The 18,314-nt window shown below is 32.4% G+C and carries 14 protein-coding genes; 7 read left to right on the top strand and 7 right to left on the bottom strand.

All coding sequences use genetic code 11. The features are described 5' to 3' along the window. Nucleotides 1–6 precede the first annotated feature (6 nt). Nucleotides 7–2,376, top strand: coding sequence for a GumC family protein (locus tag ACKTSU_RS02950; protein WP_408034874.1), 2,370 nt, complete (start codon nt 7–9; stop codon nt 2,374–2,376). A gap of 28 nt (nt 2,377–2,404) precedes the next feature. Here the strand turns inward: ACKTSU_RS02950 and ACKTSU_RS02945 are convergent, their stop codons facing one another. Next, entirely contained in the window at nt 2,405–3,160 is a 756-nt protein-coding gene (locus ACKTSU_RS02945; RefSeq protein WP_408034873.1) for a tyrosine-protein phosphatase, read from the bottom strand. A gap of 150 nt (nt 3,161–3,310) precedes the next feature. Here ACKTSU_RS02945 and ACKTSU_RS02940 point away from each other — a divergent pair, with 150 nt between their 5' ends. Further along, on the top strand, nt 3,311–4,162 hold the full coding sequence (locus ACKTSU_RS02940) for an N-acetylglucosamine kinase (protein ID WP_408034872.1): 852 nt from the start codon (nt 3,311–3,313) through the stop codon (nt 4,160–4,162). Here ACKTSU_RS02940 and ACKTSU_RS02935 read toward each other — a convergent pair. Beyond that, on the bottom strand, nt 4,159–5,412 hold the full coding sequence (locus ACKTSU_RS02935) for a UDP-N-acetylmuramoyl-tripeptide--D-alanyl-D-alanine ligase (protein WP_408034871.1): 1,254 nt from the start codon (nt 5,410–5,412) through the stop codon (nt 4,159–4,161). The genes ACKTSU_RS02940 and ACKTSU_RS02935 overlap by 4 nt on opposite strands. Before the next feature lie 63 nt (nt 5,413–5,475). After that, a complete protein-coding gene (gene gldJ / locus ACKTSU_RS02930) occupies nt 5,476–7,179 on the bottom strand; it encodes a gliding motility lipoprotein GldJ (protein WP_408034870.1) in 1,704 nt (567 codons plus the stop codon). Between the two features lie 356 nt (nt 7,180–7,535). On the opposite strand from gldJ, the gene porV reads away from it, so the two are divergent. From porV to ACKTSU_RS02905, 5 genes are all read left to right on the top strand, one after another. Next, nucleotides 7,536–8,636, top strand: a complete 1,101-nt coding sequence (porV, locus tag ACKTSU_RS02925; RefSeq protein WP_408034869.1) for a type IX secretion system outer membrane channel protein PorV — start codon at nt 7,536–7,538, stop codon at nt 8,634–8,636. A gap of 80 nt (nt 8,637–8,716) precedes the next feature. Further along, nucleotides 8,717–9,199, top strand: a complete 483-nt coding sequence (gene cdd, locus ACKTSU_RS02920) for a cytidine deaminase (RefSeq protein ID WP_408034868.1) — start codon at nt 8,717–8,719, stop codon at nt 9,197–9,199. 175 nt (nt 9,200–9,374) lie between these two features. Beyond that, complete coding sequence (locus ACKTSU_RS02915) at nt 9,375–10,439, top strand: 3-oxoacyl-ACP synthase III family protein (protein ID WP_408034867.1); 1,065 nt, start codon at nt 9,375–9,377, stop codon at nt 10,437–10,439. A gap of 71 nt (nt 10,440–10,510) precedes the next feature. Then, nucleotides 10,511–12,046 carry a glutamine-hydrolyzing GMP synthase gene (gene guaA, locus ACKTSU_RS02910; protein ID WP_408034866.1) on the top strand — a complete coding sequence of 512 codons (1,536 nt, stop codon included), beginning with the start codon at nt 10,511–10,513 and terminating at the stop codon, nt 12,044–12,046. Between the two features lie 33 nt (nt 12,047–12,079). Next, nucleotides 12,080–13,903: an amino acid ABC transporter substrate-binding protein gene (locus ACKTSU_RS02905; RefSeq protein ID WP_408034865.1), complete on the top strand. Its 1,824-nt coding sequence runs from the start codon at nt 12,080–12,082 to the stop codon at nt 13,901–13,903. A gap of 704 nt (nt 13,904–14,607) precedes the next feature. Here the strand turns inward: ACKTSU_RS02905 and rfbB are convergent. The 4 genes from rfbB to rfbA are packed head-to-tail and all read right to left on the bottom strand — an operon-like array spanning nt 14,608 to nt 17,959. Then, nucleotides 14,608–15,654 (bottom strand): dTDP-glucose 4,6-dehydratase, encoded by a 1,047-nt coding sequence (gene rfbB, locus ACKTSU_RS02900; RefSeq protein ID WP_408034864.1) that lies wholly within the window; start codon nt 15,652–15,654, stop codon nt 14,608–14,610. A 1-nt stretch (nt 15,655) separates the two neighbouring features. Next, nucleotides 15,656–16,525, bottom strand: coding sequence for a dTDP-4-dehydrorhamnose reductase (rfbD, locus tag ACKTSU_RS02895; protein ID WP_408034863.1), 870 nt, complete (start codon nt 16,523–16,525; stop codon nt 15,656–15,658). Nucleotides 16,526–16,530: 5 nt separating this feature from the next. Beyond that, nucleotides 16,531–17,082 carry a dTDP-4-dehydrorhamnose 3,5-epimerase gene (gene rfbC / locus ACKTSU_RS02890; protein WP_408034862.1) on the bottom strand — a complete coding sequence of 184 codons (552 nt, stop codon included), beginning with the start codon at nt 17,080–17,082 and terminating at the stop codon, nt 16,531–16,533. Nucleotides 17,083–17,086: 4 nt separating this feature from the next. After that, nucleotides 17,087–17,959, bottom strand: coding sequence for a glucose-1-phosphate thymidylyltransferase RfbA (rfbA, locus tag ACKTSU_RS02885; RefSeq protein ID WP_408034861.1), 873 nt, complete (start codon nt 17,957–17,959; stop codon nt 17,087–17,089). Nucleotides 17,960–18,314: the final 355 nt, after the last annotated feature.

The following is an 18,314-nucleotide window of genomic DNA, read 5'->3' as shown; positions in this document are numbered from 1 at the left end:
ATTGCTATGAATAACGAACAATATTCCCCGCAATTAGATAACAACGATACTATAAATATTCGAGCTGAAGTAGAAAAATACTTAATTCACTGGAAGTGGTTTGCTCTAAGTCTTTTTATATCTCTTATTGGTGCTTATTTATATTTAAGATATAGTACTCCAATATATAATGCTTCGACTACTATATTAATTAAAAATGATAAACAAGGAAGTGTTTCTGAAGAACTTGCCGCTTTTGAAGACATAGGTATTGTTGGAAGTAGTAGTAAAAATATAGACAACGAAATAGAGATTATGAAGTCTCGTAAACTTATAGGTGATGTTATTGAATCATTAAACTTAAATATTACCTATATAACGGAAGGAAGATTTAAAGAAACTGAAGTTTATAAAAAGTCTCCTATCCTTTTTGTTCAAACTGACTCAACTTCTTACAGCCATAGTTCAATACTTAATGTTGAAATTTTATCTAATGAAAAGTTTCTTTTAAAAGATAAAGATGAAAAGGTCATTTCAGAAAACTCATATAGTCAAATAATAAAAGACACTAATTTAGGAAACTTTAAAATAGAGAAAAATATTGATTTTTTTAACGATTCGTATATAAACAAAAATATCAAAATCTTAATAAGTCCAATCCGTAATATTATTGGCGGTTACCAAAATAGCATTAGTATTTCTCCTATAAGCAAAAAGTCTAGTGTTTTAAGATTATCATTACAGTCTTCAATTAAAGAAAAAGCCGAAGATGTTTTAGATGAATTAGTAAGTCAATACAATTTGGATGCCATAACCGACAAAAAAGAAGTTTCGGAGAAAACAAAGGAGTTTATTGCTAATCGTTTAAATAATGTTGCAAAAGAATTAAGCAAACAAGATGATAATGTTGAAACTTTTAAAGATAAAAATAACATAACTGATATTGAATCTGAAGCCCAATTAGTTTTACAAACGAACACTGAAAATCGTAAAAAATTAATTGAAGTTACTACTGAATTAAACTTAGCTAAATCCTTAACTAAAGAATTAGACAACAATGATTATTTACCTGCAAATTTAGGTTTATCAGACACAAATATTTCTACTTCTATTAATGAGTATAATCAATTAATAGCACAACAAAAACGCTTAGAAAAAAGTGCTGGTGCTAAAAACGCTGTACTTATTGACATACAAGAAAACCTTACTAGCTTAAGAAGTTCCTTAAAAAGAAGCCTCGAAAATACACTTCGTTCTTTACAGATTAAAGTAAATAGCTTACAACATGAAGCGAATAGATTTAGCTCACAAATTTCTTCTATTCCAACAAAAGAAAGAGAATTTTTAGACATTGCACGCCAACAAGAAATTATTGCTGGTTTGTACACGTACTTGTTGAAGAAAAAAGAAGAAACTGCTATTTCTCTTGCAGCAAATGCAGTTCCTAATGCCAAAATTATTGATAAAGCTTATGGTTCAGACATTCCTGTAAGCCCTAAAAGAAAAATCATCTATTTAGCTGCTTTATTATTAGGTTTAATAGTCCCTTTCATTATCATTTACTTAAAGGATTTACTTGACACAAAAGTTCACACAAGAAAAGATATTACAGATTTGACCTCAATACCTTTCTTAGGAGATATTCCACATTCTGAAACAAAAGAAAAAATAGTTATCAATTCTGGTGCACGCTCTGGTACAGCTGAGGCCTTCAGGCTGATTAGAACCAACCTTGATTTTATGCTCCCTAAAAAAGAAGAAAACAAGGCTAAAACTATTTTCATTACTTCAACTACTAGTGGAGAAGGAAAATCGTTTACCTCTATTAACTTAGCTGCCTCTTTATCTTTATCTGGAAAAAAAGTTGTACTCGCTGGTTTAGACTTAAGAGCTCCAAAAATTATTGAATACCTTGAACTTCCTGAAAGAAAAGGTATTACAAACTATATTACAGATGACAGCATCACAATAGATTCATTAAAGTTTTCAATTAATGAAATTCCTAACTTAGATATAATCTCTTCGGGAGCTATTCCTCCTAACCCAGCTGAATTATTAATGACTGACAAAATAGAACAGTTGTTTACTCAGTTAGAATCTCAATATGATTATGTTATTATTGATACTGCTCCAGTAAGCTTAGTTACTGATACTCTTTTAATTGCTAAATATGCAGATCTTGTTATGTACGTAGCTAGAGCTAACTATTTAGATAAACGAATGTTAATTGTTCCACAAACTTTATATAAAGACAAAAAATTACCTAACCTAGCAATTGTATTAAACGATACAGATTTAAAGCGCGGTTATGGATATGGATACGGATATGGTTACGGCTACGGATATGGTGCAACCGAAGAAGACAATAAACCTTGGTATAAAAAAATATTTAGTTAATCTCTGATGACTAAATAAAAAAAGGAAGCTAAATAGCTTCCTTTTTTTGTATAAACAGTTTGTTATTATTTAGCAAATGCTCTATTTGCTTTTTTACTTTAACATTCCCTATTTTTTGAAGAAGTTTTAAATGATTATGATGATGCGTGTCTGTTCCTACAAAATCATACATATTCTCACTTAATAACTTCTGAGCTGTTTTTTGCACCCCTTTTCCATATTGTTCTGTTAATGACAATAAATTCAATTGAAAAACACAACCTGCTTTTTTTAATTTATAAAAGTTCTGAAAATCGCCATGATAAAAATTATATCGTTCTGGGTGTGCTAAAACAGGTTTATAACCTTTTAACTGAATCTCGAATAAAATATCATATAAATTATATGGAGCATTGAAGTAAGACATTTCAACTAAAATATAATTATCTTTTAATGTCAGGATATCATCTGCTTTTAATCTTTCTACAAAACGTTCATCCATCATATATTCAGCAGCTGCATTTATATTCACTTCATCAAATCCTTGCTTTTTCAACTCAATTCTTACCTCCTCTAGCTTATTCTTTATTATTTCAGAAGAATTCGGATACACATCACCTAAAACATGAGGTGTAGTTATAAAGTTTTTAATTCCGTAAGAATACATCTTAGAAATTAACGAAATTGAATGCTCCAAATCTTTGGCTCCATCATCAATTCCAGGCAACAAATGTGAGTGTATATCTACAAAACCATCCGGAAAAACTTCATGTAATGGAAGTTCCTTTTTCTTTAAAAAAAACATAATAAGGCGAAATATCTATTTAACTACAAAAATAAACGAATAATATGTATTGTGCAGTATCAAAATCCATTCCTTTTTTTGTTCAAGATTAAATTAATCGCTGTCATTTCATTATGATGCTATATCTTTGGACTGTAACAGACGAATAATATGATTTTAATTGCTGATGGTGGCTCTACAAAAGCTGATTGGATTGCGCTTAACAACGATAAAAAAGAAGTTTTTAGAACTACTTCTTTAGGCTTGAACCCTTCTGTATTAACAAAAGAAGAAATGCTTCGTACGATTAATAGTACAGAAGAATTACTTTCAATACAAAATGAAGTGCAGCAAATTCATTTCTACGGAGCCGGTTGTGGTAGCCCGAAAGCTGCAGAAAATTTACAGCACGTTTTAAAATCAGTTTTTGATAAAGCTACCGTTTTTGTTTCTGAAGATACACTCGCTGCGGTTTACTCTAGTTCTGGAAACAATCCTGGTATAGTTTGTATTTTAGGAACAGGTTCTAATAGTTGTTATTTTGACGGAAAAGAAATAATTACTACTGCTCCTTCGCTTGGTTATACACTAATGGATGAAGCTAGTGGTAATTACTTCGGAAAGCAACTCCTTCGTGGTTATTACTACAAAAAAATGCCTGAAAAAATAGCTACTGCATTTGAAAATTCCTTTGAACTGGATACAGATGTTGTAAAAATGAACTTGTACAGAAAACCAAACGCTAATATGTATTTGGCTTCATTCGCTCGATTTATGTTTGAATATAAAGAAGAGAAATACATCCGAAGAATGATAAAAAAAGGGCTTCAAGACTTCTTTTACTACAGAATACTTCCTTTTGAAAAAGACTCAAAAACCCCTATTTATTTTATTGGTTCTATTGCCTACTATTTTAGAGATATCTTAGAAAAAGTGGCCGCAAAGAATAACCTAGTTATTACTGATGTTATCCAGCGCCCTATTGACAATTTAGTAGAATTTCATAGAAACAACACCTTTTAACAAAACTCAACTACTCTTTCAAGGGCCATTCCTCTTGACCCTTTTACTAAAATTGTACTCTTATTTATAGGGTTAAATTTCAAATACTCTGCTAGCTCTGAAAAAGTTTTGAACTTTTTAAAGTCAGTAGTGGTTTTGTGAAAGTTTTCTCCAACTAAGAATACGTTGTTGTAATTAAATTCCTTGGCTATATCTGCAATATTTTGATGTTCTGTTGAACTATACGCTCCTAATTCAAACATATCACCAATAATAATTGTTTTATGCGTAGCTTTGAGTACTTTAAAACTCTCTAAAGCGGCTTTCATACTGGTTGGATTCGCATTATAAGCATCCAAAATTAAGGTGTTACTCTCTGTCTTTATAACTTGTGATCTGTTATTTGACGGAATATAACTTTCAATTGCTTCTTTAATCTGTTCCGAAGTAACCTCAAAATAGTTACCTATCGTAATCGCTGCTGAAATATTCGCAAAATTATATGCTCCTATTAAATTGCTTGTTATTGTTTTATCTTGATAAGAAAATCGGACTAATGGATCTGCATCTAAATATTTAATATCATCGCTAAACCATACACTATCAACACCTTTGGTCCGCTCCATCTGTTTAGCATCATTAGGATTGACGATTACTTTTTTGTTATGTTTTCTAAGATAATCATACAGCTCAGATTTTGCTTTTACCACGCCTTCAAGCGAACCAAACCCTTCTAAGTGTGCACTTCCAAAATTAGTTATATACCCATAATCAGGTGCTGCGATTTCTGATAGAAAAGCAATTTCTTTATGATGATTCGCTCCCATTTCTACGATACCAATTTCAGTATCTTTATTCATTGACAATAAAGTCAATGGAACACCAATATGATTGTTCAAATTTCCTACCGTAGCAGTCGTTTTATACTTTGTTGAAAGTACCGCATTGATTAGTTCTTTGGTTGTCGTTTTGCCGTTACTTCCTGTCAACGCAATAATAGGTAACCCTAATTGATTACGATGGTAATTCGCCAGCTTTTGAAGCGTTTCTAAAACATTATCTACCAGAATAGTTTTTTCAGAAGTGTTGTATGCTACTTCATCAATTACAGCATAAATCGCTCCGTTCTCAATAGCTTCTTCTGCAAATTTATTTCCATTGAAATTTTCTCCTTTCAAGGCAAAAAAAATCGTGTTTTGTCTAATGTTTCTGGTATCAGTATCAACTAACCCATGAATGCTATATAACTGGTATAAGTCTTCTATCTTCATATTGTAAAAATAAAAAAACCTCATTGAGATTCAATGAGGTTTTTTCTATAATTAAAACTGTAATTATTTTACTTTATCTGGTGTTGCCGTCTTTCTTTTGTTTAATACCATAGGTCCCATTTTATCAGTAGCACATCTAAACCCGATGTAGTTAGTTGCCATATATTCTGGGAAATATCTTCTTTGTGCAGGATCTAACCAATATTCTCTATCAGCCCAAGAACCTCCTTTATACACTCTAGATTTATCACTAATTAATGTAGTTCTTCTCTTATCGTCGTATTTGTAATTCTCAATAGCATTTCCTAAAGAATCTACTTCAGCTTCTGGTTTTTGAGGAGAGTTATACATTCTAGAAGAACGATCTAACTGATCTTTATCTAATCCGTAGAACTTAGAAGAAGCTTGATCTCCATCTCCTAAACTAGAGTTATTCGCTAAGTTATAATTTCTTCTCATGTAGGTATCTTCCTTAGTAATTGGAATATACTTCACACTTCCTGGTAAGTCTTTAGCAACGATTCTACCATTCTCTAAGGTATCATACTCTACTTCTCCATCACCAACGATTACAACTTTACCTTCTTCGTTGATTAATTTCTTGGTGAAGATATTTCCTCTAAAGTAGTTGAAGTCATTTGCTTCTGAGTCAATTATTGGTCTATATACGTCTTCTACCCATTCAGCAACGTTACCAGACATATCGTATAAACCGAATGCGTTTGGAGGATAGCTTCTTACTGCGTTAGGAATATCAGAACCATCACTACTCCATCCAGCAATACCACTATAGTCTCCTTTTCCTTGCTTAAAGTTAGCTAACTGATCTCCTCTTCTACGCTTATCTCTATCACGCGTGTATTTTCCACTCCAAGCATATTTTTTTCTACCTCTAATGTTGTTATACTCACGGTTTTCAAAAATAGCTTTTGCAGCATATTCCCATTCAACTTCAGTAGGAAGTCTAAATTTCTGAGCTAAAATACCATCAGAAGAAGTTACTTGTCTACCTGTAAATGATCCTTTCGCCGGTTTTGGCTCTCCTTTTACTCTTGGTACAGGAATACCTTTCTTATAGATAGTAGAGTCACCATCAAAAATTGCATACGGATCAGTTAAATAGGTATCCGTATCGAAATTATTTTGTCCTTTGAAGCTTAATGAATCGTCTTTAAAGATGTTTTTAATCACCCCTTTATCCATTAAAATCTTTAAGTTTAATGCATTGGTACGCCACTTACAGTATTTGTTAGCTTGAATCCAGCTAACCCCAACCACAGGATATTCTGCATACGACGGGTGACGTAAATAACTTTCTGATAATAAGTTTGTGTTTCCTAAACCTTTTCTCCAAACTAAAGTATCTGGTAAGATTGAAGGATAAATATCTTTGAATTGAGGATCTTCTTGAGGGAATACATCTTTGGTATATTGCATAAATAACCCATACTCTGCATTGGTTACCTCTACTTCATCCATATAAAAAGAACGTACGTGCATTTTTTGAGGCGTCGTATTCCAATCAAACATTACGTCGTCTTGTACTAATCCCATAGTAAAGGTACCACCTTCAATATGAACCATTCCTGGGGGAACATTTTTACCTTCTTTGTACTTCCCTTTTAAATAACCACCATAACTAGGATCGTTAAAGTTCCAACCAGTTAGAGAGGACTTACTTGAACCGCTTCCTCCATTACTCTTACAAGAAGTAATCAGCAAGCCTGTGATCGCTAATAAACTAAATAATTTTAACGTACTTTTCATGTATTTTAAACTGTTTTTTTAAGGGTGTCGCAATTTACAATATTTCTAATTTCTTACAACTAATTTAGTCACAAATTCTCTTTTCGTAACCTTAGCCTCGCTAGATTACAAACGATGTATTTAAAACTTTAGTATTACGAATCTAAGAAAAAGATTAAAATAACGGTTGATTACCTTCATTATTTCTCGCATTCTAAAAAAAAAGACAAATTAAAACATCTTTTATAATATATTCTTTAGCTTGTCGTTAATGTACTACAGATTAAAGTAATTTGAAATATGCAAGTTTCCTATTACAGCCCCGATAATCCTTCAATTAAAATTATATATTTGCTAAACAATTAATCAAATTTTACATGAAAAAATTATCGATCGTATTATTTTTTGTATGCTTTACCCTTCAAAATAAAGTACAAGCCCAAAATGAAACATCAATAAACACAACGGCAATGCCGTTTTTATTGATTACACCAGACGCAAGAGCTGGTGGTATGGGAGACATTGGTGTTGCAACATCTTCCGATGCTTTTGCAATTTTTCACAACCCAGCAAAAACTGCTTTTAATCAAAATAGAATTAGCATTGGTGTTAATTACACTCCTTGGCTTAGAAACCTTACTGATGATATTTTTGTTGGTGGAGGCTCTTACGTTAATAGATATAGCGAAAAATCGGCTTGGGGAATAGACTTAAAATATTTTAACCTTGGTGATGTTCCTCTTAGAAACAACGATAATGTAGATATTGGAACCGAAATCCCAAATGAATTAGCCATTACAGGAATTTACTCGTTAAAACTAAGTGAAACCTTCTCTATGGGTATTGGTCTTAAATATGTACATTCAAATTATAAAATTAGAAGTAGTGATCCTAATATAAATGCTATTAACTCTTTTGCCGTAGATGTTTCTGGATATTATCAATCAGAAGAAGCTAACTACGGAAGTTTTAATGGTCGTTACCGATTAGGATTTAACATTGCGAATATCGGACCTAAAGTAGAGTATACTCCTGGAGTACCAAATTTTATCCCTACAAACGCTAAAATTGGTGGTGGATTCGATTTTATTTTTGATGATATGAATATCTTCGGATTGAATTTAGAATTCACAAAACTATTAGTTCCTTCTGATCCAAATTCGGATAGAGGGTGGTTTGAAGGAATGTTTACTTCTTTAGGTGATAGAAGCTTTAAGGAAGAATTACAAGAAACCACTTGGGCTTTAGGTGCTGAATATTTATACAATAATTCTTTTGCTTTAAGAACAGGTTATTTTCATGAAAGCCAAGAAAAAGGACAACGTCAATACTTTACTTTAGGAGCTGGTTTTGCTACTAAAGCTTTTAACATTGATTTATCCTACTTAATTAATACAGCAGAAGTAAATAACCCATTAGAAAGCACCTTACGCTTTTCTCTTTCTTTTGATTTAGGAGAACTCTATGAAATTTATTAAAACTCATATTTTTTTTATAAATTCGTATCACAATACAAAAGCAGTCTATACGACTGCTTTTTTTGACTAATTTATTCACTATGAAGAAAATTACCATAAACACCTCTGCTACATTGTTTGATGATATATCTCAACTCTCAACAGAAGATGCTTTCTTATTAGAAAAAGCTGTTGAAGCGAGACAGAAAGCCTATGCGCCTTATTCAAAATTTAATGTTGGAGCCGCTTTACTACTTGACAACGGAGAAATCATTTTAGGAAACAATCAAGAAAGTGCTGCGTATCCTTCAGGTATGTGTGCCGAACGTGTTGCTATTTGGAAAGCAGGTTCTGAATATCCGAATATGAAAGTGCAAAAAATAGCCATTACAGCTGCTTCTGAAAATTCTACAGTTGATAAACCTGTGGGACCTTGTGGTGCTTGTCGTCAAACCTTATCAGAATACGAAATCAATCAAAAACAACCTATTGAAATCCTATTTATGGGAGAAGTTGGACAAATTGTAAAAACAGAATCATTACTTTCATTATTACCATTTTCTTTCGATAGCTCTTATTTATAAAACTTCTAGACATCAAAATCACAAAAAAGAGGTTTTCTAATTCCTAAAAAAACAATATACCCCCTTTTTTTTAAGAATCTAACAAATCTTTAAAATAGCCTCTTAATAAAAAGGATATCGTCAATAAAAATGCTTTATTTGTAATTACTCAACCCTAAAAAAATCATTTATTTCAATGAAACACTCAGTAATTACAGGAACAGGTTCGTTCATTCCATCTATCAAAAAGGAAAATGCTAACTTTAACAATCATGTATTTTTAAATGCAGATGGAACCTCATTTGATAACCCTAACTCTATAATTATTGAAAAATTCAAATCCATTACGGGTATTGAAGAACGTCGTTATGCAAAAGATGAGTACAAAGCTTCTGATTTAGGTTATTTTGCTGCTAAAAAAGCCATTGAAGATGCTAATATTAATCCAGAGGAATTAGATTACATCATTTTTGCGCATAATTTTGGAGATGTAAAAAAAGACGCCATTCAAAGTGATATTCTTCCAAGTTTGGCTACTCGTGTAAAGTATTTACTACAAATTGAAAACCCAAATTGTGTCGCTTACGACATTTTATTTGGTTGCCCTGGTTGGGTGGAAGGTGTCATTCAAGCGCAAGCTTTTATCAAAGCTGGTATCGCTAAAAAATGTTTAGTCATTGGCGGTGAAACCTTATCGAGAGTAGTTGATATTAATGACCGTGACTCTATGATTTATAGTGATGGTGCTGGGGCTTGTATTGTTGAAGCTACTGATGAAAATGACAGTGGAATTTTAAGTCATGCTTCACAAACCTTCACCAAAGATGAAGCTTATTATTTATTCTTCGGAAATTCAAACGATAAAAGCAAAGACAAAGATGTTCGTTACATTAAAATGCACGGACGCAAAATTTATGAGTTCGCTTTGAATAATGTACCTAAAGCCATGCAAACTGCTTTAGATAAAAGTGGCGTTTCAATTGATGATGTTAAAAAAGTTTTTATTCATCAGGCAAACGAAAAAATGGATGAAGCCATCATCAAACGTTTTTATCGTCTGTATAAGAAACCAATTCCTGAAGGAGTTATGCCTATGAGTATTCATAAATTAGGTAATAGTTCCGTAGCAACCGTACCTACTCTACTTGATTTAGTATTAAAAGGAAATATTGAAAACCAAGAAGTAAAAAAAGGTGATGTCATCATTCTTGCATCTGTTGGAGCAGGCATGAATATTAACGCAATTGTTTACAAGTATTAAAGTTTCCAAAATAGGAAGAATTTCTTACTAAATATTCTCGCAAATCTAAAATGTAAGTACTATTTTTGCGCATGCAACAACACAACGTACTTATATTAGATTTCGGATCGCAATACACGCAGTTAATTGCGCGCCGCGTAAGAGAATTGAATATCTATTGTGAAATTCACCCTTACAACAAAATACCACAAAATTTAAACGATTTTAAAGCTGTTATCCTTTCTGGAAGTCCTTCATCGGTTCGTTCAGAAGAAGCACCGCATCCAGATTTATCTGAAATCAGAGGTAAAAAACCTTTATTAGCAGTTTGCTATGGAGCACAGTACTTAGCGCATTTTTCTGGCGGATTGGTAGCTCCTTCCAACACTCGTGAGTATGGTAGAGCTAACTTATCTTTCATTAAAGAAGGTGAAGAATTCTTTAATGGAATTTCTCAAGGAAGTCAAGTTTGGATGAGTCATTCAGACACGATTAAAGAATTACCTACTGGCGGAACCTTATTAGCAAGCACGCACGATGTTGAAAATGCAGCTTATAAGATTGAAGGTGAAACTACCTATGCAATACAATTCCACCCAGAAGTATATCATTCTACTGACGGTAAACAATTATTACAAAACTTTTTAGTTAGTATAGCTGGAGTTGCTCAAACTTGGACACCCGATTCATTTGTAGATGAAACAGTTGCTGAGTTAAAAGCTAAAATAGGTAATGATAAAGTTGTTTTAGGATTATCTGGAGGAGTAGATTCTACCGTAGCTGCTGTTTTATTAAACAAAGCAATTGGAAGCAACTTACACTGTATTTTCGTAAACAACGGATTATTACGTAAAAATGAATTTACCGACGTATTAAAACAATACGAAGGTATGGGATTAAACGTTAAAGGAGTAGATGCTTCGGCACGCTTTTTGGGCGAGTTAGCTGGATTAAGTGACCCAGAAGCAAAACGTAAAGCTATCGGTAAAGTTTTTATCGATGTTTTTGATGATGAAGCTCACCAAATAGAAGATGCAAAATGGTTAGCACAAGGAACTATTTATCCAGATGTAATTGAATCAGTTTCTGTAAACGGTGGACCATCAGCAACAATTAAGAGTCACCATAACGTAGGTGGTTTACCAGATTTCATGAAATTGAAAGTAGTAGAGCCTTTACGTATGATTTTTAAAGACGAAGTACGTCGTGTAGGTGCTTCTATGGGAATTGATAAAGAATTATTAGGTCGTCACCCTTTCCCAGGTCCTGGTTTGGCTATCAGAATCTTAGGTGACATTACGGCTGAAAAAGTTCGTATTTTGCAAGAAGTCGATGCAGTGTTCATCAACGGATTAAAAGAAAGCGGACTGTACGATAAAGTATGGCAAGCAGGTGCTATTTTATTACCAGTAAACTCTGTTGGAGTAATGGGTGATGAAAGAACGTACGAAAAGGTAGTTGCTTTAAGAGCAGTTGAAAGTACCGACGGTATGACAGCTGATTGGGTTAATTTACCTTATGAGTTTTTACAAAAAACGTCAAATAAAATAATAAATAATGTAAAAGGTGTGAATAGAGTTGTGTATGACATCAGTTCTAAACCACCAGCAACAATTGAATGGGAATAACCTTCAATTAAATTAAAAATAAAAAAAGAGTAGATGAAGAAATTACAGTTTTTACTATTAGTTTGTATTTTAACTTTTACCGTTTCTTGCGGACAGCAAAAACGTTATGTATCGTATAAAGTTCAAGAAGGCGAAACGATGCGCGACATTGCTGATCGTTTGGACATGAAAACAAAAGATTTATTACGTTTAAATCCTGATGTTAGCAGACGACCAGAAGCAAATACCGTAATTGTGATTCCAAACCCTAAGCTTAAAAACAGTACTTCTACATCTACTCCTTCTTCAGAAGAAGAACCAACCACTATTGAAACTATTGAAGATTCAATTTCTGAACCTGAAGAAAATGATACTGTTTATCAACAAACCATTATTGAGTACGAAACTCATGAGGTACAAAAAGGTGAAACCGTATACCGAATCACCAAACAGTATGGGATTACCAAAGATGACTTACTTAAATACAATCCTGAATACACCAATATTGAAAGTAACAATTTGAGTATTGGTCAAGTATTAAAAGTCAAAGAAATTAAGAAAACGATTACTATTGACAAAGAAGAGGTTTTAGCAAAATTTTTAACCCACACGGTTAAAAGCAAAGAAACCATGTATAGTTTAACGCGTTTTTACAATGTTTCAAAAGAAGATATTTTACGTTTAAATCCTGAATATCCTGATTTAGCAGATAACAAACTATCAATAGGTCAATTATTAAAAATAAAACCTATTGAAGAAGTAAACGAAGCTGAAAATTATACTTTTTACAAAGATTTTATCGAAGAAGATACTTCTATCAACTTAGCTATCTTACTTCCTTTTAGAGCTGATGAGTATGTAGAAAAATCAAGTAAAGATATTTTTGAAAAAAATCAATTAGCAAATATGGTTACCGATTTTTATATGGGTGCAGAAATCGCTATTGATTCTATCAAAAAACAAGGAGTAAATGTACATGTTAATGTTTTTGACACTGGTAACAGAGGAAATAACATCGAGGCTATTCTAAATGAAAATAAATTAGAAAATACGGATGTGGTTATTGGTCCTTTTTACTCAGACAAAGCTGAAGTTGTTGCTAAAGGAGTGAATGTTCCTGTAATTTTCCCTCATTATTCTAATAATCAAGAAAAATTCTCTTCTTCTAAGTTGGTAAAAACAGCTCCTGAAAAAACCAGGTATGTAGACTATTTAACTTCTTACTTAAAGGACAGTTATAAAGATCAAGAAATTTTTGTTGTTGGTGATGACAAAAGCGAATCTAATCGTTTGGTTTCAAAAGTTGTTTCTGAATTAAAACAACATGACAGTATCAACAACATTCATATTTTAAAGCCTGAAAAAGGATATATCAAGAGAGAACGTTTCTCAAAAAAAATGTCTTCAAAAAGACATAATTGGGTAATCATTGCTTCTGAAGAAAATGTTGTCGTTGCTGACGCTTTAAATAGTATGATTGGCTTACCTGATGAAGTTAATGTTCAAGTATTTTCTCCAAACAAAGGAAGCGCTTATTACAGAATTGACAACAATAAACTAGCAAACATTAACTTTACCTATGTTTCGGACACTTATACTGATGAAGAAGCTATAGAGACTAAAACTTTTACGGAAAAATATTTACAAGCTAATAATACGATTCCTTCTGATTATGCTATTAAAGGGTTTGATATTACTTACGATATCTTAATGCGTTTAGCTTCTGGTGAAGATCTTGACACTACCTTTAAAAAGGGAGCTTCTTTACGTGTAGAAAATAAATTCGACTATCGTAAAAAAGTATTTGGAAGCAGTAGCAATAATGGTTTATTTGTCGTGAAATACAATAAAGACCTTAGCTTAAGCAGATTAAGATAAACCTAAAATACAGTAAATAAAAAGCCGAAACTAAGTTAGTTTCGGCCTTTTATTTTTATTCCTTATTCATTTTTTACTTGTCCAAAAAACGAATCAAAAAAGGACACTTTTTCAATAGGAATTTCTGCTACGCAGAACCGTACGCAAAACTTTGCGGCGTTTCTAGCCTGAATCTCGAAGCTTTTGCGTCCTATTCTTTGAAAAAGAGAGTTTTTATTATTAAATTCTGCTTATTGATATGTCGGGTTCGCAATGACGTACTTTTTTTATGCTGTTCATTTTTTCCATTGATGAAAAAACGAACCAAAAAAATCTAGACGTAGTTTCCTTTTTTTGAATTCTACGTTATATTCCGTATTCGAATCCAGACCGTAAACTCTTTGGATTCTCTTGTACTTCATAACCTTGAATTCTACTAAAATAAAAATAGGTCGGGATTGAGATTTAATTCCGTTGAACCTAAAGATTTCTCCTTGCAGTCGAAATGACAAACAAAACGTCATTTCGAATATGAGTTGTAACGAATATGAGAAATCTTATTAAAAGGAGTAACTCACAACTTTAAGGTTTAGCTACGCTGAACACAAATATTTAGCTACGATGAGTCTAAATATTTCTCCTTACAGTCGAAATGACGTATCCTATTTTGATTACCCTTCGACAGGCTCAGTTTGGCAAAAAGTTTTTTTTCAATAGTTTAGTTACTACTCATACATTTGTTGGTAGTACTTTTGATACTCTCCGCTAGTAACATTTTTTAGCCAATCTTCATTTTCTAAATACCATTTTACCGTTTTCTCAATTCCATCCTCAAACTGTAAAGAAGGTTCCCATCCTAACTCATTTTTTAATTTTGAAGAATCTATAGCGTAACGATAATCGTGTCCAGATCTATCTGTTACATAGGTTATTAACTTTTCAGAAGCACCTTCTTCTCTTCCGAGAAGCTTATCTACTGTTTTTATTAATACCCTAATTAAATCAATATTCTTCCATTCATTGAATCCTCCAATATTATAAGTATCTCCTAATTTTCCTTTATGAAAAATAACATCAATAGCTCTAGCATGGTCATTTACAAACAGCCAATCTCTCACATTATCTCCTTTTCCATACACAGGTAAAGGCTTGTTGTTACAAATATTATTGATAAATAACGGTATTAACTTTTCTGGAAACTGATATGAACCATAATTATTTGAACAATTAGAAATCACTACAGGCAAACCGTAGGTATCGTAAAAAGCTCTTACAAAATGATCTGATGAAGCCTTTGACGCTGAATAAGGAGAATGTGGATCATACGCTGTGGTCTCTAAAAAGAAACCTTCATCACCTAAAGAACCATACACCTCATCTGTAGATACATGATAAAATAACTTGTTTTCAAAATTGCCTTCCCAATAGTTTTTAGCTGCCTGTAATAAGCTCAATGTTCCCATTACATTGGTCCTTGCAAATGACAAAGGATCCTTTATCGAACGATCTACATGCGATTCAGCTGCTAAGTGAATTACTCCATCTATCTTGTATTTTGAAAAAATATCGACCACAGTATCATAATCACAAATATCAGCCTTAACAAACATATAATTCGGTTTCCCTTCAATATCTTTTAAATTCTCAAGATTTCCTGCATAGGTAAGAAAATCTAAGTTGATGATATTATAATCAGGATAGTTGTTTACAAATAGCCTAACTACATGTGACCCTATAAAGCCTGCTCCTCCTGTAACTAATATGTTTTTCATATTATTTTTCTTTATTAATATTCAATATACATTTTTTTAAAGAGTCTCTCCAATAAGGAACTTCGATATTAAAATCATTTTTAATTTTTTGCTTATTCAAAACTGAATAATGAGGTCGTTTAGCTAACGTTTTGTAGTCTTTAGACTCTATCGGGGTAACTGAACATGATATGTTTCCAAACTCCATAATTGCTTTTGCAAAATCATACCACGAAGCAACACCTTCATTTGAAAAATGATATATTTTTGAGTCTCTATCTATCTTTCTATCTAAAGAAATAATATGTAAACAAACTTTCGCTAAATCTCTAGCATAGGTTGGAGTTCCTATTTGATCATAAATAACCCCAAGAGACTCCCTCTCATTTCCCAACTTCATCATTGTTTTCACAAAATTATTTCCATAAGCTGAATACACCCATGAAGTTCTAATGACTATAGCCTCAATAGATGAAGACTCCACAATCTCTTCTCCTCTTCTCTTAGTAGAACCATACACTCCTAAAGGAGCTATATTATCTTCTTCTTTATAGGGTAAAAAACTTTCACCATTAAATACATAATCGGTAGAAATATGAATTAATTTCCCTCCTCTACTTTTTATTGAATTAACTAAATTTTCAACTCCAAAAATATTTACCTTTTTAGCCTCTTCTAGAGCCTCTTCTGCTTTATCTACAGCGGTATACCCTGCGCAATTGATAACTCCATTAATCTTGTTTTTTTCTATATAATCATCAACAAAAGCAGCATTGGTAATATCTAAGCCTTTTGAGTCTTCAAAAAAGAACTTAGAACCAGTATAATTTAAAGACAATTCTTTGATTTCTGAACCTAGTTGTCCACTAGCTCCTGTAACTAATATATTCATTATTGTTATATAAAAGGATTCTCTAGCTCTTCTAACATTGGCAGCTTTTGGTCTTTCTCTGATAACTTAACTTCGCTATTGTTGATGTTCCAATCGATATTTAACATGCTGTCGTTCCAAGCAATTCCTGCATCATATTCAGGAGCATACCAATTATCTACTTTATACGAGAAAATAGCTTCTTCTGACACCACCACAAAACCATGTGCAAAACCTCTCGGAACAAACAATTGTCTTTTATTCTCTTCTGACAATTCTACAATCACATGTTTTCCATATGTAGGTGATTTTTTTCTGATATCAACTGCAACATCTAAAACTCTACCTTTAATACACCTCACTAACTTTGCTTGCGTATAGGGAGGTTTTTGAAAATGTAATCCTCTAAGCACTCCAAAAGAAGATTTTGATTCATTATCTTGAATAAAGTTTATCTCTCCAATATTTTCTTCAAACTCTTTTTGATTGAAACTTTCAAAAAAATAACCTCTATGATCACCAAAAACTTTAGGTTCAATGATGACTACCTCTGGAATATCTGTTTTTATAAAATTCATTCTTTTATTTTATAAGATTTAAAAGATATTGTCCGTAATTATTTTTCTTTAATGGCTCTGCTAATCTTTTTATTTGTTCTTCATCAATGTACCCCATACGCAATGCTATTTCTTCTAAACAAGCGACCTTTAATCCTTGACGCTTTTCTATTGTTTCAATAAACTGACCTGCCTCCATTAACGAATCATGTGTTCCTGTATCTAACCAAGCAAAACCTCTACCCATTAGTTCTACTTTTAGCTGCTCCTTCTCTAAATAATGCTGATTTACAGAAGTAATTTCTAATTCTCCTCTTCCCGATGGTTTTACATTTTTAGCCACTTGTATTACATCATTGGGGTAAAAATATAATCCAACAACTGCGTAGTTTGACTGAGGATTGTTTGGTTTTTCTATAATCGAAATCGCATTTCCTTCAGTATCAAAATCTACCACTCCATAACGTTCTGGATCATTTACATAATATCCAAATACCGTTGCTTTATTTTCCTGCTCTACATTTAGTCTAGCACTCTCCAACATTTTTGTTAAACCATGACCATAAAAGATATTATCTCCCAATACCAAACAAACATTATCATTTCCTATAAACTCTTCTCCTATTATAAAAGCTTGTGCTAATCCATCTGGTGAAGGTTGTTCGGCATAACTCAACTGAATTCCTATATCGGTACCATCTCCTAGTAATTTTTGAAAACTTGGCAAATCATTTGGAGTAGAAATAATTAAAATTTCTTTAATTCCAGCCAACATTAATACCGATAATGGATAATAAATCATTGGTTTATCATATATCGGAAGTAACTGTTTAGATACTCCTTTTGTGATAGGGTATAAGCGTGTACCTGACCCACCTGCTAGTATGATACCTTTCATATAGTAACTTTTAAATCGTTTGCTAATTTATAGAAAAAATAAACTATTAGGGAGGTTTGAAGTTTTCAATTTTTAGTTTTTAGTGAGTGATTCAAACAAAGTGGTGAAGAATTTCAAAAATCTTTAGTTCGATATAAAATTTGCTACGATTAACCTAAAGATTTAACTACGCTGAACCTAAAGGTTTCTCCTTATGGTCGAAATGACAAACAAAACGTCATTTCGAACTGAGTAATAACGAATGTGAGAAATCTTATTAAGAGGAGTAACTCATAACCTAAAGATTTAACTACGCTGAACCTAAAGATTTCTCCTTACAGTCGAAATGACAAACAAAATGTCATTTCGAATATGA

It is taken from the genome of Tenacibaculum aestuarii (assembly GCF_964510395.1).
GTDB lineage: Bacteria > Bacteroidota > Bacteroidia > Flavobacteriales > Flavobacteriaceae > Polaribacter > Polaribacter aestuarii.
The sequence above is the reverse complement of the archived record's forward strand: the minus strand, read 5'-3'. Positions and strand labels throughout refer to the sequence as shown.

Excerpts from the sequence above, each read along its gene's own strand:
- ACKTSU_RS02950 (WP_408034874.1), top strand. The coding sequence starts at position 7 with ATGAATAACGAACAATATTCCCCGCAATTAGATAACAACGATACTATA.
- ACKTSU_RS02945 (WP_408034873.1), bottom strand. The coding sequence starts at position 3,160 with ATGTTTTTTTTAAAGAAAAAGGAACTTCCATTACATGAAGTTTTTCCG.
- ACKTSU_RS02940 (WP_408034872.1), top strand. The coding sequence starts at position 3,311 with ATGATTTTAATTGCTGATGGTGGCTCTACAAAAGCTGATTGGATTGCG.
- ACKTSU_RS02935 (WP_408034871.1), bottom strand. The coding sequence starts at position 5,412 with ATGAAGATAGAAGACTTATACCAGTTATATAGCATTCATGGGTTAGTT.
- gldJ (WP_408034870.1), bottom strand. The coding sequence starts at position 7,179 with ATGAAAAGTACGTTAAAATTATTTAGTTTATTAGCGATCACAGGCTTG.
- porV (WP_408034869.1), top strand. The coding sequence starts at position 7,536 with ATGAAAAAATTATCGATCGTATTATTTTTTGTATGCTTTACCCTTCAA.
- cdd (WP_408034868.1), top strand. The coding sequence starts at position 8,717 with ATGAAGAAAATTACCATAAACACCTCTGCTACATTGTTTGATGATATA.
- ACKTSU_RS02915 (WP_408034867.1), top strand. The coding sequence starts at position 9,375 with ATGAAACACTCAGTAATTACAGGAACAGGTTCGTTCATTCCATCTATC.
- guaA (WP_408034866.1), top strand. The coding sequence starts at position 10,511 with ATGCAACAACACAACGTACTTATATTAGATTTCGGATCGCAATACACG.
- ACKTSU_RS02905 (WP_408034865.1), top strand. The coding sequence starts at position 12,080 with ATGAAGAAATTACAGTTTTTACTATTAGTTTGTATTTTAACTTTTACC.
- rfbB (WP_408034864.1), bottom strand. The coding sequence starts at position 15,654 with ATGAAAAACATATTAGTTACAGGAGGAGCAGGCTTTATAGGGTCACAT.
- rfbD (WP_408034863.1), bottom strand. The coding sequence starts at position 16,525 with ATGAATATATTAGTTACAGGAGCTAGTGGACAACTAGGTTCAGAAATC.
- rfbC (WP_408034862.1), bottom strand. The coding sequence starts at position 17,082 with ATGAATTTTATAAAAACAGATATTCCAGAGGTAGTCATCATTGAACCT.
- rfbA (WP_408034861.1), bottom strand. The coding sequence starts at position 17,959 with ATGAAAGGTATCATACTAGCAGGTGGGTCAGGTACACGCTTATACCCT.